The organism is Bordetella petrii (assembly GCF_020991325.1).
GTDB lineage: Bacteria > Pseudomonadota > Gammaproteobacteria > Burkholderiales > Burkholderiaceae_B > Bordetella_A > Bordetella_A petrii_E.
The window spans coordinates 1-14390 of the sequence record NZ_JAJMLX010000100.1 but is presented as its reverse complement, the minus strand read 5'-3'; the positions used below and the strand labels follow the sequence as shown (position 1 = coordinate 14390).

9 protein-coding genes and 1 pseudogene are annotated in these 14390 nt (G+C 67.2%); 5 read left to right on the top strand and 5 right to left on the bottom strand.

The features are described 5' to 3' along the window. Positions 1 to 22: 22 nt before the first annotated feature. The gene (locus tag LPZ50_RS12040) at positions 23 to 2248 is read right to left on the bottom strand and encodes a YhdP family protein (protein WP_230661705.1); all 2226 of its coding nucleotides are present in this window, start codon (positions 2246 to 2248) and stop codon (positions 23 to 25) included. Positions 2249 to 2329: 81 nt separating this feature from the next. Here LPZ50_RS12040 and glnE point away from each other — a divergent pair, with 81 nt between their 5' ends. Both glnE and LPZ50_RS12030 read left to right on the top strand, forming a co-directional pair. Then, positions 2330 to 5125 (top strand): bifunctional [glutamate--ammonia ligase]-adenylyl-L-tyrosine phosphorylase/[glutamate--ammonia-ligase] adenylyltransferase, encoded by a 2796-nt coding sequence (glnE, locus tag LPZ50_RS12035; protein ID WP_230661703.1) that lies wholly within the window; start codon positions 2330 to 2332, stop codon positions 5123 to 5125. Between the two features lie 50 nt (positions 5126 to 5175). Beyond that, positions 5176 to 5856, top strand: coding sequence for an epoxyqueuosine reductase QueH (locus tag LPZ50_RS12030; RefSeq protein ID WP_230661701.1), 681 nt, complete (start codon positions 5176 to 5178; stop codon positions 5854 to 5856). A gap of 39 nt (positions 5857 to 5895) precedes the next feature. Here the strand turns inward: LPZ50_RS12030 and hrpA are convergent, their stop codons facing one another. Next, the gene (gene hrpA / locus LPZ50_RS12025; protein WP_230661699.1) at positions 5896 to 9774 is read right to left on the bottom strand and encodes an ATP-dependent RNA helicase HrpA; all 3879 of its coding nucleotides are present in this window, start codon (positions 9772 to 9774) and stop codon (positions 5896 to 5898) included. A 79-nt stretch (positions 9775 to 9853) separates the two neighbouring features. Between hrpA and LPZ50_RS12020 the strand changes: the two genes are divergently transcribed. The 3 genes from LPZ50_RS12020 (at position 9854) to LPZ50_RS12010 (ending at position 12478) form a co-directional block, all read left to right on the top strand. Next, on the top strand, positions 9854 to 10633 hold the full coding sequence (locus LPZ50_RS12020; RefSeq protein WP_230661697.1) for an SDR family oxidoreductase: 780 nt from the start codon (positions 9854 to 9856) through the stop codon (positions 10631 to 10633). Between the two features lie 134 nt (positions 10634 to 10767). Further along, positions 10768 to 12126, top strand: a complete 1359-nt coding sequence (argA, locus tag LPZ50_RS12015; protein WP_230661695.1) for an amino-acid N-acetyltransferase — start codon at positions 10768 to 10770, stop codon at positions 12124 to 12126. A 79-nt stretch (positions 12127 to 12205) separates the two neighbouring features. Continuing rightward, the gene (locus LPZ50_RS12010) at positions 12206 to 12478 is read left to right on the top strand and encodes an oxidative damage protection protein (RefSeq protein WP_218368073.1); all 273 of its coding nucleotides are present in this window, start codon (positions 12206 to 12208) and stop codon (positions 12476 to 12478) included. Between the two features lie 63 nt (positions 12479 to 12541). Here LPZ50_RS12010 and phoU read toward each other — a convergent pair whose 3' ends face one another. The 3 genes and pseudogenes from phoU to LPZ50_RS11995 form a co-directional block, all read right to left on the bottom strand. Continuing rightward, the gene (phoU, locus tag LPZ50_RS12005) at positions 12542 to 13282 is read right to left on the bottom strand and encodes a phosphate signaling complex protein PhoU (protein WP_230661692.1); all 741 of its coding nucleotides are present in this window, start codon (positions 13280 to 13282) and stop codon (positions 12542 to 12544) included. A gap of 168 nt (positions 13283 to 13450) precedes the next feature. Then, positions 13451 to 14128, bottom strand: a complete 678-nt coding sequence (gene rpiA / locus LPZ50_RS12000; RefSeq protein ID WP_230661690.1) for a ribose-5-phosphate isomerase RpiA — start codon at positions 14126 to 14128, stop codon at positions 13451 to 13453. A 54-nt stretch (positions 14129 to 14182) separates the two neighbouring features. After that, a pseudogene (locus tag LPZ50_RS11995) lies at positions 14183 to 14390 on the bottom strand (acyl-CoA dehydrogenase); the annotation flags it as partial.

The following is a 14390-nucleotide window of genomic DNA, read 5'->3' as shown; positions in this document are numbered from 1 at the left end:
AATGATACGGCATACGAGATAATCATGGATTGGTGCAGTGACTGGAGTTTGCTCTTCCGATCTGGGCCCGCGTGGCGGAGGCGGGCTTGCCCACGGGCGCCGGCAGGTCTATACCCAGGCCGGCCAGCGTGGACTCGACCGAGATATCCAGCGCCCCGCCCGCACCATAACCCAGCCGGCCATGGTACGGTGTCTGGCCCGACAGGCGCTCCAGCACCGGACTGCTGCTGAGTTGGCCCAGGCCGGCGGCCGTGAGCGTGCCGTCGAACTTCAGGGCATCGCCGCCATGCTCGAGCTTGCCGGCAATACGCGCCGGCCCGCCCAGGAACTCGGTGCGCAACTCATCGGTGCGCACGCCCTGCTCCGAAAAATGCAGGTCGCCCCGCACATCATGCAATTCGGGCATTTGCGGCACGAAACGGAAATTGTTGCCGGCGAACACGATATGGCCGTCGACCTTGGCATTGTCCGAATCCAGCAGCGGCACCTCGAGTTTCAGCGGCACCTGCCATGAACCCGTGCCCTCGGCGCTGTCCAGGACTCCGTCCAGCAGTCCGCCCAGCGGCGAATTGGCCGCCAGCGCCAAGTACGCCGGCACAGGCCCCGAGGTATGGCCATCGACATAAAGCGTGGAGCGATGCTCCATGTCGGGAATCGAAGCGGTCACGGCCCCCAGGGTCACCGTGTGGCCCTCGCCGGTGTGCACGATGCCGCCGCCGGGGCTGTCCAGCGACAGGCCGACCTTGTCCACCGCGAAATTGCCCGCCAGGTTTTCCAGGCGCGGCCATGCCTTGGTATTGCCATGCGCGGGCGCGTAGTCCACGATCGCACCCGCATAGGATCCGGCGATGCGGAATTCGCCCACGTCGTCCGGGTCTTCGAAAGGAAAGTCGTCCAGGTCGCCCTTCACCGTGACGGCCGCGTCGCGCGCCTGGCCGGCCGGCAGCCCCCGCGCCAGCCACTCGCGCGCATCAGGATTCACGGTCAGCGGCAGGTACTTGTGAATGGCCGGCATCGCGGCCCGCGCCAGGTTGCCCTGGAAATCGGCCGTGCCGGCCGCCGTCTTGCCCTGCGCCGACCAGCGGCCATGCAGGCGCGCGTCCAGGTCGGCGTTGACGATGTCCAGTTGCCGCACGTCCAGCACGGCGGGCTGCTTGGGGGGGTGCCGCAGGCTGGCATCGAGACGGATGGTGTCGGCCTGCAGCAAGGCGGGGTCGAAAGTATGCGGCAGATTGGCGCGCACGTTGCTCAATTGCCCCTGCAGCGCCATGCCAGCCCCCTCGTCGCCCCGAACCAGCGGCACGTCGGCGAACTGCACCACGTCGCCAGGCGCGCCCTGCAGGCGCAACGTGGCCTCGGCCACCTCGACGGCCGTGGTGTCGCCCTGCGCCTGCCAGCGCAGGCCGCGCACCGCTGCATCCAGGGTGACATTGCTGACCATGCCTTCGTCCAGCGTGGCCCAGGCACGCGTGGAAACGCGGCCCGCCACAGTGGGCACGTCCAGCCAGGGGGCCCAGGCCGAGGGCTCGGCATCGTTCAGTTCGGCATACAGTTCACCCGTCCAGCGCTGCTTGCCCACCAGCAACGGATTGCGGCTGAGCCGCCCGCGCAGCGCCAGGGAACGCGCCAGGCCGGCGGGCGGTTCGGCACTCAGCGAGAACCGGTGGGCCAACGTGCCGTTGTACAGGCGCAGGCTGACATTGCGCAGCGTGACGTCGGGGGCGCCGCGGCGTTCATCGCGCCAATGCAGCGTGGCATTGGCCAGCGCCAGGTCGCGCTGCGATCCCAGCCAGCGCAGCAGGCGCGACTGCTCTTTCGGATCGCCCGGGCGGTCGAGGTCGATGGACTGGCCCGCCACCCACAGATAATTCCCCGCATCGCGCCGCACCTGCAGTTCAGGCCCGTCGACGCGCAGGCTGAGCAGTTGGGGAGACAACAACAGCACGCTGCGCCAGGCCAGCACCGCCGAGACCGAGGGCAGGCTCAGTACGGGGTCGGGTGAATTGTCGTAGATGGCAACCGAGCTCAGCGTCAGGCGCGGATTCAGCCCCCGCCAGTCCGCCTGGATGTGCCCGATGTCTACCCGCGCGCCCAGTGTGTCGCTGGCGTAGGCCTCGATGCGCGGGCGCCATTGGTCCACATTCGGTAACACCCAATACCGCAATCCCAGAAGCACGACGGCCGCGACAATGTACACGGCCAGGACGCTCCAACACACATAGCGGATGACTTTGACGGACAGGGACACGGACTGGTGGGCAGGCAAGGCATCTTGGGGTATCGTCCCCTTATACCTGAAACGCGTCATTCCGTCTGCCCGGTCTCCCCCATGTCTGCTTCCCTGCTTGCCCCCGCCCTCGCCTGGTCGGGTTATCTGCGCCGCCGCGTCGACGCGCACCCCGACCTGGCCGCCTGGCTGGAAACCGCTGCGCGGCATCCTGTTTCCGCGAACTCGCTGGCCGCCTGGCAGGCCGAGCTGGCCGGCGCCGATGCCGCCGCGATCCTGCCGGTGGAACAGTGCCGCGAAATCTTGCGCAAGCTGCGCGAGCGGGCTTTTACCGCCCTGATGGCGCGCGACCTGGGCGGACAGGCCAGCCTGGAAGAAGTGGTGGGCGCCATGACCGCGCTGGCCGACATGGCGGTTGCCGCGGCGTACCGCAGCGTGGCCGCCGAACTGGCAGCCGTGCACGGCGTGCCGCGCGACCCGGCCACCGGCGCGCCGCAGGAAATGCTGATCCTGGGAATGGGCAAGCTGGGCGGCGGCGAATTGAATGTATCGTCGGATATCGACCTGATCATGCTGTACGGGGAAGAAGGCGAAACCGACGGGCCGCGCCGTATCAGCCATCACGAATTCTATGGACGGCTGACGCGCCGAATGATGCCGGTGCTGTCCGAAGCGGACGCCCACGGCCAGGTATTCCGCACCGACCTGCGCCTGCGGCCGGATGGTGATTCCGGCCCGCCCGCATGGAGCCTTGACGCCCTGGAACATTACCTGGTGGCGCAAGGACGCGAATGGGAACGCTATGCGTGGCTGAAGGCCCGCCTGATTCCCGCCCAGGCGTTTCCCGACAGCGACCCGCGCGCCCAGGTGCGCCAACTGGAAAGCCTGCGCGTGCCATTTGTGTACCGCAAGTATTTTGATTTCGACGCCCTGGCCTCGCTGCGCTCGCTGCGCGAACGCATCCGCCAGGACTGGCAACGGCGCGCCCTGGCCCGCAATGGCATCGACAGCGCCAACAACATCAAGCTGGGCGACGGGGGCATCCGCGAAATCGAGTTCGTGGTGCAACTGTTCCAGCTGGTGCGCGGCGGCCGCATGCCGGCGCTGCAGCGGCGCGGCCTGCTGCAGGCGCTGCATGCCGAACGCCAGGCGGGCCTGATCAGCGCCGACGACACGCAGCGCCTGGAAGACGCCTACCGGTTCCTGCGCCGCGTGGAACACGCGCTGCAATACCGCGAAGACGAACAGACCCACCTGCTGCCCGGCGATGCCGGCCAGCGCGCCCAACTGGCCGACGCGCTGGGGCTGGCCCCCGATGCCTTCGAACGCACACTGGCCGACCACCGCGCGTTCGTGGCGCAAACCTTCCGCAATGCGTTCCGCCTGGCCGGCATGGGCGATGGCGATGAACCCGCGGCCCAGCCCTCGGCGGCGGCCAAGCCGGTGCAGGACGATACCGCCGAAGACGCCGAAAGCCGCCTGGCCGAGCAGATCCGCCAGGCCTTCGGCGACCAGGCCGACGACCTGCTGCGGCGCGCCGAATCGCTGCTGGACAGCCACCGCGTACGCAGCCTGCCCGACAGCAGCCGGCGGCGCCTGGAAGCCTTGCTGCCGGCCGCCATACAGGCCGCGCAGCAGACACCGGCTCCGCAGCAGGCCGCGGTACGCCTGTTCGACCTGATCGAGGCCATCGCCCAGCGCAGTGCCTATCTGGCCCTGCTGGCCGAATATCCGGACACGCTGGCGCGCGTGGCCCGCATGGTGGCGGCCAGCCCCTGGGCCGCCCAGTACCTGACCCAGCACCCCCTGCTGCTGGACAGCCTGATCGACTGGCGCACCCTGTTCCAGCCGCTGGATTTCGCCCAGATCGCGCAGCAGTTGTCTGCCGACCTGGACGCCTGCAAGCTGCCCGACGGCGAACCCGACATCGAACGGCAGATGAACCTGATGCGCGATGTACAGCGCCAGGCCAGTTTCCAGCTGCTGGCGCAAGACCTGGAAGGCGAGCTCACTGTCGAGAAACTGGCCGACCAGCTTTCGGCGCTTGCCGATATGCTGCTGGCCGAAACCATCCACCGCGTGTGGCCGCTGGTGAACAAGCAGGCGGGCGCCGCGCCGCTGTTCGCCGTGATTGCCTACGGCAAGCTCGGGGGCAAGGAACTGGGCTACGCATCGGACCTGGACCTGGTGTTCCTGTTCGACGATCCGCGCGAAGACGCCGTCGAGGTCTACGCCAAGTTGGGGCGCCGCATGACATCCTGGCTGTCCACCATGACCTCGTCGGGCCGCCTGTACGAAACCGACCTGCGCCTGCGGCCCGACGGCGACGCGGGGCTGCTGGCCGTATCGGTCGAGGCTTTCGAACAATACCAGCGCCAGCACGCCTGGCCGTGGGAACACCAGGCGCTGACGCGCGCCCGGTATGCGGCTGGCGATACCACCGTGGGCGCCCGCTTCGAACGCATCCGCGCCGACGTGCTGGTGCAACCGCGCGACACCGCGAAGTTGCGCGAGGAAGTACTGGCCATGCGCGACAAGATCAGCGCCGGCCACCCCAACCACAGCGGCGACTTCGACCTGAAACACGACCGCGGCGGCATGGTGGACGTGGAATTCGTCACCCAGTATCTGGTGCTGTGCCATGCAGCCACCCACCGGGTGCTGGTGAACAACCTGGGCAACATCGCCCTGCTGCGCCTGGCCGCCGAGGCCGGCCTGGTTCCGGCCGGCCTGGCGCAAAGCGCCGGCGATGCCTATCGAACCTTGCGGCGCGCCCAGCACAAGCTGCGGCTGCAAGGCATCGAGAAGGCCCGGGTGGCGCAAGACCAGCTGGCGGAAGAGCGCGCGGCCGTCACGGCCCTGTGGGCGCAGGTACTGGGACAGGATTCGCCAGCGTAATGCAAGTATGCGTAAAATAAGGGTTTTTACGCTGCAACCCGGTTTTTGCCATGTCCGAACTCGTGCGCCCCAAACTCGACCTGCCCGCCGGCCGCCGCAAGGTGCTGATGCACTCCTGCTGCGCGCCCTGTTCGGGTGAAGTCATGGAAGCCATGCAGGCATCGGGTATCGATTATTCGATCTTCTTCTACAACCCGAACATCCATCCGGTCAAAGAGTATGAAATCCGCAAACAGGAGAACATCCGTTTCGCGGAACAGCATGGCATCGAGTTCATCGACGCCGACTACGACATGGACAACTGGTTCGACCGCGTCAAGGGCCTGGAAGACGCCCCCGAACGCGGCGAACGCTGCACCGTGTGCTTCGACATGCGATTCGAGCGCGCCGCCCTGTACGCGCACGAACATGGCTTCGACACCATCACCAGCTCGCTGGGCATTTCGCGCTGGAAAGACATGAACCAGATCAACGGCTGCGGCGAGCGCGCCGCGGCCCGCTACGACGACCTGGTCTACTGGACCTACAACTGGCGCAAGGGCGGCGGCTCGCAGCGCATGATCGAAATCTCCAAGCGCGAGAACTTCTACCAGCAGGAATACTGCGGCTGCGTCTACTCGCTACGCGACACCAACCGCCACCGCCGCTCGCAGGGCCGCGACCGCATCCACATCGGCGTGAAGTTCTACGGCAAGGACGAACTGGTAGACAAGGCCACGCTGGGCGAGTAAGGCCGGCAGGCCAGGCCTGCCGCCTTGCCGAAGCGGCGCTTATCGCCGCATCGATTCCCAGGTTTTCATCAGCCGCTTCACCGACACCGGCATGGGGGTGCGCAGTTCCTGCGCGAACAGCGCCACCCGCAACTCTTCCAGCAGCCAGCGGAACTCGTCCAGGCGCGGATCGGGCGCGCCCTTCAGGGCGGCCCGCGCGCGCTGGTATTGCGTCAGCAGCGGCGCCATGTCCGACACCAGCCGGGCATCGCGCCCCGGGTCGGCGCGCAGTTTATCTATGCGGGCGATTGCCGCCTTCAGGTAGCGCGGAAAATGCGCCAGCTGGGCATAAGGCGTATCGCGCACGAACCACTTGGGCATCAACGCGCCGAGCTGCTGTTGCAGGTCGGCGTAGGCCGCGGCATGCGGCTTGGCCTGGGGCAGCTTGCGCTGCAGCGCCGCGTACTCGACCAGCACCGCATTGGCCAGGCGCGCCACTTCCTGGGCCAGCAGGCCCAGGCGCCCCTTGCCGTCCTGGCGGCGCGCCTCGAACCCGGCCGCATCCGTGGGCCAGGGTTCGGCCAGGCAAGCCTGCGCCAGGGCGCAATCGATGATCTGGTCGCGCAGTTCTTCCTGCGTGCCCAGGTTCATGTACAGCATGCTCATCTTGGTCAGGTCGGGCAGGTTCTTGTCCAGGAACTTCACCTGATCGCGCAGCCCCAGCCGGAACAGGCGCAGCAGCCCGGCGCGATGATGGCGCCGCGCCTCGTCGGGGTCGTCGAACACATCCAGGTCGCAGTGCGCGCCACGGTCGACCAGGGCGGGATACCCGATGACGGATTGGCCCTTGCGCTTGATCTCCATGATCTCGGGCAGATCACCGAACGTCCAGGATGTGAGGTTCTCGTGGGCCAGGGCTTGCGCCACGCCGGCATCGCGCACCGCCAATTGCTGGAACGTGGCTTGTGCCTGCTTGCCGAATTCGGCCTTCAATTGCGCCAGGTTGCGCCCGGCCGCCAGCATCCGGCCGTGCTCGTCCACTACCTTGAAATTCATGAACAAGTGGGCGGGCAGGGTTTCCAGCTTGAAGTCGCCCGGCGCCGGGCGTACCTGCACCTGGCCCCACATATCGGCGATCAGGGCATCTAGCAGGCCGCGCTGCGGGTCGGCCAGTTTTTCATACCAGCGCTCGTAGAAGCCCGCGGCATAGTCGGGCAGCGGCACGCAGTGGCGGCGCAACTTCTGCGGCAACGACTTCAGCAGCAGATGCGTTTTTTCCTTCAGCATGCCGGGCACCAGCCATTCGCAACGGGCCGGATCGATCTGGTTAAGCGCGAACAGCGGCACCGATAGGGTGACCCCGTCGCGCGGCGAACCGGGCTCGAAGTGGTAGTCCAGCGCCATGGCCACGCCCTGCCATTCCACCTGCTTGGGAAACACTTCGGTGGTGACGCCGGCCGCCTCGTGGCGCATCAGCTCGTCGCGCGTCAGCATCAGCGCGCCGGCGGCCTGCTTGTCCAGGCCATGCACCCACTTTTCCAGCGTGGCCGTCTGCGAGATGTTTTCCGGCAGCTGGCGATCGTAGAAAGCGTAGATCAGCTCATCGTCGACCAGGATGTCCGGGCGGCGCGCCTGGTGTTCCAGTTTCTCGATGCCGGCGATGAGCTTGCGGTTGTGCGCCACGAAAGGCAGCCGCGTGTCGATGTCGCCAGGCACCAGGGCCTGGCGGATGAACAGTTCGCGCGCATGCTGCGGATTGATGCGCCCATAATGAATACGCCGGCCCGCATACACCACCAGGCCATACAGCGTGGCGCGCTCGTTGGCCACCACCTGGCCGGCCTTCTTTTCCCAGCGTGGATCCGACCAGTTGCGGCGCAGCAGGTGGGCCGCCACGCGTTCCAGCCAGGCCGGCTCGATACGCGCCACGCAGCGCGCATACAGGCGGGTGGTTTCCACCAATTCGGCGGCCATGATCCAGCGCCCGCCCTTCCTGGCCATGCGCGATCCGGGATGGATGTGAAAGCGGATGTCGCGCGCGCCCCGGTAATGGCCGCCCTCGTCCGCCTTGAACCCGATGTTGCCCAGCAAGCCGGACAGCAGCGCCAGGTGCAGTTGCTCGTAGGTGGCCTCGGCCTGGTTGACGCGCCAGCCCTGTTCGCCCACCAGGGCGGCCAACTGGGTGTGCACGTCGTGCCATTCGCGCAGGCGGACGGGCGACAGGAAATTCTGCCGCAACAGGGCCACCAGCTTGCGCTGCGAGGCCTTGTGCTGCACCTGTTCACCGTACCAGCGCCACAGCTTCAGAAAAGACATGAACTCGGACTTGTCGTCGGCGAACTTGGCGTGGGCGGCCTCGGCCGCCTCGCGTTCGGCCATAGGCCGGTCGCGGGGGTCTTGCACCGACAGGGCCGAGGCGATGATCAGCATCTCGGCCAGGCATTGCTGTTCGCGCGCGGCCAGGATCATGCGGCCGATGCGCGGGTCGACCGGCAGCTTGGCCAGTTCATGCCCGGTACGGGTCAGCGCGAACGACGCCCCGGTGCGCGGCGATTCGCTGGCATCGTCTTCGGCCTGGTCGGACACCAGCTCGATGGCGCCCAGTTCCTGCAGCAGGTGGTAGCCGTCGGCGATGGCGCGCCCGGGCGGCGCTTCCACGAACGGAAACTGCTCGATGTCGTCCAGCTTCAGCGACTTCATGCGCAGGATCACTGACGCCAGCGAAGACCGCAGCACTTCCGGGTCGGTGAACGCCGCGCGGGCATCGAAATCCTGCTCGTCGTACAGGCGAATGCACACGCCCGGGCCCACCCGGCCGCAACGGCCCGCGCGCTGATTGGCCGAGGCGCGGCTGATGGGCTCGATGCGCAGTTGCTCGACCTTGTTGCGCCACGAATAGCGCTTGATGCGCGCCAGCCCGCTGTCGATGACGAATCGTATGCCCGGCACGGTAAGCGAGGTTTCCGCGACGTTGGTGGCCAGCACGATGCGGCGCGCATTGGTGCGCGGATGGAAAATCTGTTCCTGCTCGGACTGCGACAGGCGGGCATACAGCGGCAGTACCTCGGTGCCGGCCGGATGGTGCTTGCGCAGTGCCTCGGCGGACTCGCGGATCTCCCGTTCGCCGGGCAGGAACACCAGCACGTCGCCCGGGCCATGGCGCGCGCATTCATCCACCGCGTCGACGATAGCGTCGATCAGGTCGCGTTCTTCGTCGCCGGCCAGCCGTTCGCGGCCGGGCTTGCCGCCGCCGGGCGCCTCTTCCTGCGTGTCGTCCCGCACCGGGCGGTAGCGCACTTCAACCGGATACAGCCGTCCCGATACCTCGATGACGGGCGCGGGCCGGTCTTCCGAGGCGGCGAAATGCCGTGCGAACCGCTCGGCGTCGATGGTGGCCGACGTGATGATGACTTTCAGGTCGGGGCGCCGCGGCAGCAATTGCTTCAGGTAGCCCAGCAGGAAATCGATATTCAGGCTGCGCTCGTGCGCTTCGTCGATGATAAGCGTGTCGTAGCGGCGCAGCAGCGGATCGCGCTGCGATTCGGCCAGCAGGATGCCGTCGGTCATCAGCTTTACCGACGCGTTGGGGCCGGTGCGGTCATTGAAACGCACCTGATAGCCCACGATTTCGCCCAGCGGGGTATTCAGCTCTTCGGCGATGCGCCTGGCCACCGAAGTGGCGGCCAGGCGGCGCGGCTGGGTATGGCCGATCATGCGCTGGCGGCCGCGGCCCAGTTCCAGGCAGATCTTGGGCAGTTGCGTGGTCTTGCCCGAACCGGTCTCGCCGCTGACGATGACGACCTGGTGGCCGGCGATGGCGCGCGCGATCTCGGCCCGCCGCGCACTGACGGGCAAGTCTTCGGGATACGAGATGGCGGGAATGGGCCGCTCGGGGCGCGGCGCGGCGCCGCGCGCGGGCGGCCGGGAAACTTCTGGCATGTACGGTTTATCCTTTGAGCGCCTATTATAAAAATTTGCGATGCCGCCGCTGGGGCGGCCCCTGAATGGAGAAATCACGATGGATCTGGGTATCGAGGGCAAGCGCGCGCTGGTGTGCGCATCGAGCAAGGGCCTGGGCCGCGCCTGCGCCCTGTCGCTGGCGCGCGAAGGCGCGCAGGTGGTAATGCTGGCGCGCGGGCGCGAGGCCCTGGAGGCCGCCGCGGCGGATATCCGCCAGTTGACCGGCGCGCAGGTCGCCACGGTTGCCGCCGACATCACTACCCCCGAGGGCCGCGCCGCCGCGCTGCAGGCCTGCCCCGCCCCCGACATCCTGGTCACCAACGCGGGAGGCCCCAAGCCGGGCGATTTCCGCGACTGGTCGCGCGACGACTGGGTGGCCGCGCTGGACGCCAATATGCTCACGCCCATCGAACTCATCCGCGCCACCGTGGACAAAATGATCGAACGGCGCTTCGGCCGCATCGTCAACATCACCTCTGCCGCGGTGAAAATGCCCATCGACATCCTGGGCCTGTCCAACGGCGCGCGCACCGGCCTGACCGGTTTCGTGGCCGGCCTGGCGCGCCAGGTGGCGCAGCACAACGTCACCATCAACAATCTGCTGCCCGGCCCCTTCGCCACCGACAGATTGCTGCAGACCGCGGCCAAGGCGGCCGAGAACAGCGGGCGCAGCGTGGAAGAGGTAATGGCTGCCCGCCAGGCAGGCGTTCCCGCCAGGCGCTTCGGCGACCCCGCCGAATTCGGCGACGCTTGCGCGTTCCTGTGCAGCGCCCAGGGCGGCTTCATGACCGGCCAGAACCTGGTACTGGACGGCGGGCTGTATCCGGGCACGCTGTAGGTTGCCGCCCTTGCGTGCCTGACACCGCATCGGTCCGCAGTCATATAATTTCCGCCAGCGCCGGGCTCCAACCGCCCGGCGCCGGCCGCGCCCTTCCGGCGTGCCCCGTCATACAGGAACCGCAACCCCTCATCATGCCCGACCAGGAACCCGACACCGTCTCCGCCCAGGAAGCCCCAGAATTCGCCGCTGCGCAATTCGTCCGATGGTTCCGCGAGGTTGCCCCCTATGTACACGCTTTCCGAGGCAAGACCTTCGTGGTGGCCTTTGGCGGCGAACTGGTGCAGGCCGGGGCGCTGAATGCCCTGGTGCAGGACCTGTCGCTGCTGTCCGCGCTGGGCGTGCGCCTGGTGCTGGTGCACGGCTCGCGCCCGCAGGTCAATGAACAGTTGCGCCTGAAGGGCTACACCCAGCAGTTCGACCGCGGCCTGGCCCCCACCGACCCGGCGGCGCTGGAATGCGCCAAGGAAGCCGCCGGCGAGATCCGCCTGGACATCGAGGCCGCCTTCAGCCAGGGCCTGCCCAACACCCCCATGTCGCATTCGCACATCCGGGTCATTTCGGGCAATTTCGTCACGGCGCGGCCCACCGGCGTGGTCGACGGCATCGACTACAAGCATACCGGCCAGGTGCGCAAGATCGACGTCGACGCCCTGAAGTTCGCCATCGAGAAAGGCTCGTCGGTGGTGCTGCTGTCGCCGCTGGGTTTTTCCCCCACGGGCGACGCCTTCAACCTGGCCATGGAAGATCTGGCCACCGCCGTGGCGGTGGCCCTGCGGGCCGAGAAATTGATATTCCTGTCCAGCTCGCCCGGCGTGCTGGCGCCCGATGGCGGCGTGGACACCGAGCTGGCCCGTATCGACGCCGATGCCCTGCTGCAGCAAGGCAACCTGGACGAAGACACCGCCTTCTACCTGCGCCACGCCTCGCTGGCGGTCAAGCGCGGCGTGGCGCGCGCGCACCTGGTGCCCTTTGCCCTGGACGGCAGCGTGCTGCTGGAAATTTTCACCCACGACGGCGTGGGCACCATGGTAGTGGAAGACACGCTGGACGACCTGCGCCCCGCCACCCTGGACGATGTCGGCGCCATCCTGAGCCTGATCGAACCCCTGGAAGCCGACGGCACCCTGGTGCCGCGCCCGCGCAGCGTCATCGAGCGCGAGGTCGAGCACTTCACGGTGCTGGAGCACGACGGCGTCATATACGGCTGCGCCGCCCTGCACCCCTTCCCCGGCGAACACATGGCCGAAATGGCCTGCCTGATCGTGCACCCGGAATGGCAGGGTTCGGGCGAAGGCGAAATACTGCTGCGCCACATGGAATCGCGCGCCCGCGCCATGGGCGCGCGGCGCCTGTTCGTGCTGACCACGCGCACCTCCCACTGGTTCATGAAGCGCGGCTTCGTGCAGGGAGGCATTGCCGACCTGCCCCGCGACAAGCAGAACAACTACAACCGGTCGCGCAACAGCCTGGTGTTCATCAAGAAACTCTGAACCGCCCCATTTGTAACCAGACCGCCCTGGCGGCGGCCCGTTAAAATGGAAAGTCCATCATTGAAACCGGCAGCGAACCATGTCCCGTACCGTCAACTGTGTAAAACTGAAACGCGAAGCCGAAGGGCTGGATTTTCCCCCCTATCCCGGTGAACTGGGCACGCGCATCTGGCAAAGCGTCTCCAAGGAAGCCTGGGAAGAGTGGAAGCAGGTGCAAACCCGCCTGGTCAACGAAAACCGCCTGAACCTGGCCGACGCCCGCGCCCGCAAGTACTTGCAGCAGCAAATGGAACGCTTTTTGTTCGAGGACGGCAGCGTCGAGGCCCAGGGCTTCGTACCGCCGTCGGCGTAAGGCCCGCGCCACGCAAAAAAACCGCCCCATGGGGCGGTTTTTTCAGTTGCGGCGACAGGTCCTTCAGGCGTCGTCGGCGGCCTGCTGCGGCGCAGGGGCTTCGTCTTCGCCGCGTGCCTGGCGTTCGGTGTTTTTCACGCCCGTGTGGCGCACGTCGGCCCCCTTCACCAGGTAGATGACCCGTTCGGCCATGTTCTTGGCGTGGTCGCCAATGCGCTCGAGCGCCCGCGCGATGAACACCATGTCGATGGCGCGCGAGATGGTGCGCGGGTCTTCCATCATGTAGGTAATGAGATTGCGCAGCGCGCTTTTCCATTCGCGGTCGACTTCTTTGTCGCTGCGCACCACTTGCGCGGCCTGGATGGCGTCCAGCCGGGCGAACGCGTCCAGCACGTTGTGCAGCATGCGGCCGACGCTGCTGGCCATGTGCTGCAGCTCGATGGAAGGAATATGGCGCTGGTCGGCGTCGTACATGCGGCGCACGGTATTGGCGATTTTCTCGGCCTCGTCGCCGCAGCGTTCCATGTCGGTCAGCATTTTCGACACGGCCAGCAGCGTGCGCAGGTCGATGGCGGTGGGCTGGTGGCGCGCCAGGATCAGGCTGATTCGCTCGTCGATCTCGACTTCGAAGCGGTTGACCTGCTTTTCGCGTTCGCGAACCTTCTCGACCAGGTCCAGGTCGCCGGTGGGCACTGACGCCACCGATTCGTGGATCATGGCCTCGACCACGCCGCCCATTTGCAGAAACTGCGAACGCACGCTTTCCAGATCGGCGTCGAATTGCTTGTTAGTGTGCTCCGTCATCCGGACTCCCTGCGTAGGTGTGTTCATGGCGATGCCTTTGGGGCGCGGTACGGGTTGCGCGGTAGGCCTGCCGACCCGCAAGGTTATGACTTGTTTATTACAGGATTATGAATCGCCCCCAGCCGGGCAGCAAGGCCGCGGCCGGGCGGCGGCCTTGCCACGGCCGTCTCAGGCGCGGTCGAGCCTGCGGATGCCGTCCTGCGTGGCCAGCAGCGCCACATGGGCGCCGGCCAGCGCGAACAGGCCGCAGGTCACCACGCCCGGCAGGTTGTTGATGGCGGCTTCCAGGGCCGGCGCGTCTTCGATGTGCATGCCGGCGACGTCCAGGATCACATTACCGTTGTCGGTGGTGAAGCCTTCCCGCAGACGGGGCTGCCCCCCCATGGCGGCCAGCGCCCGGGACACCGCCTGGCGCGCCATCGGAATGACTTCCACCGGCAGCGGGAAGCGGCCCATGCGGTCCACCAGCTTGGATTCATCGGCGATGCAGATGAAGCGCTCGGCGACCGAGGCCACGATTTTCTCGCGCGTCAGCGCCCCGCCGCCGCCCTTGATCATGTGCAGCCGGGCATCGATCTCGTCGGCCCCGTCTACATACACCGGCATGCCGGCCACGTCGTTCAAGTCCAGCACGGCCAGGCCATGTCCGGCCAGGCGGGCGGCGCTGCGCTCGGAACTGGCCACGGTGCCGCGCAGGCGGCCCTTGTAGCGGGCCAGGCCATCGATGAACAGATCGGCCGTGGAACCGGTACCCACCCCGACGATGACGCCGGGGCCGAGCAGGGGCTCGATCAGGGCCAGGGCCGCGTCGGCGGCCTGCTGCTTGAGTTCTTGCTGAGTAAGCATATTGCGGTGGCGCGCCGGGCGCGCTGGAAAAGGGAAAGGATACAGCGCAGCAATTTAGCAGATACCGGGCCAGGCCCGCGCCAGAATGGCCCGCAGGTCGGCACCGGCCGGCAGTTCGCCGACAATGCCGCCTGGCTGGACGATGCGGCTGGCCACATAGGCGTCGGCCACGGCCGCGGGAGCGTGCTGGATCAGCAGCGCGGCCTGCCACAGCCGGGCCAGCATACCGGCCAGCCTACGGGCCTGGGCCGGATCGGCGGCC

Coding starts and splice junctions, on each gene's coding strand:
- glnE (WP_230661703.1), top strand. CDS start 2,330: ATGTCTGCTTCCCTGCTTGCCCCCGCCCTCGCCTGGTCGGGTTATCTG.
- LPZ50_RS12030 (WP_230661701.1), top strand. CDS start 5,176: ATGTCCGAACTCGTGCGCCCCAAACTCGACCTGCCCGCCGGCCGCCGC.
- hrpA (WP_230661699.1), bottom strand. CDS start 9,774: ATGCCAGAAGTTTCCCGGCCGCCCGCGCGCGGCGCCGCGCCGCGCCCC.
- LPZ50_RS12020 (WP_230661697.1), top strand. CDS start 9,854: ATGGATCTGGGTATCGAGGGCAAGCGCGCGCTGGTGTGCGCATCGAGC.
- argA (WP_230661695.1), top strand. CDS start 10,768: ATGCCCGACCAGGAACCCGACACCGTCTCCGCCCAGGAAGCCCCAGAA.
- LPZ50_RS12010 (WP_218368073.1), top strand. CDS start 12,206: ATGTCCCGTACCGTCAACTGTGTAAAACTGAAACGCGAAGCCGAAGGG.
- phoU (WP_230661692.1), bottom strand. CDS start 13,282: ATGACGGAGCACACTAACAAGCAATTCGACGCCGATCTGGAAAGCGTG.
- rpiA (WP_230661690.1), bottom strand. CDS start 14,128: ATGCTTACTCAGCAAGAACTCAAGCAGCAGGCCGCCGACGCGGCCCTG.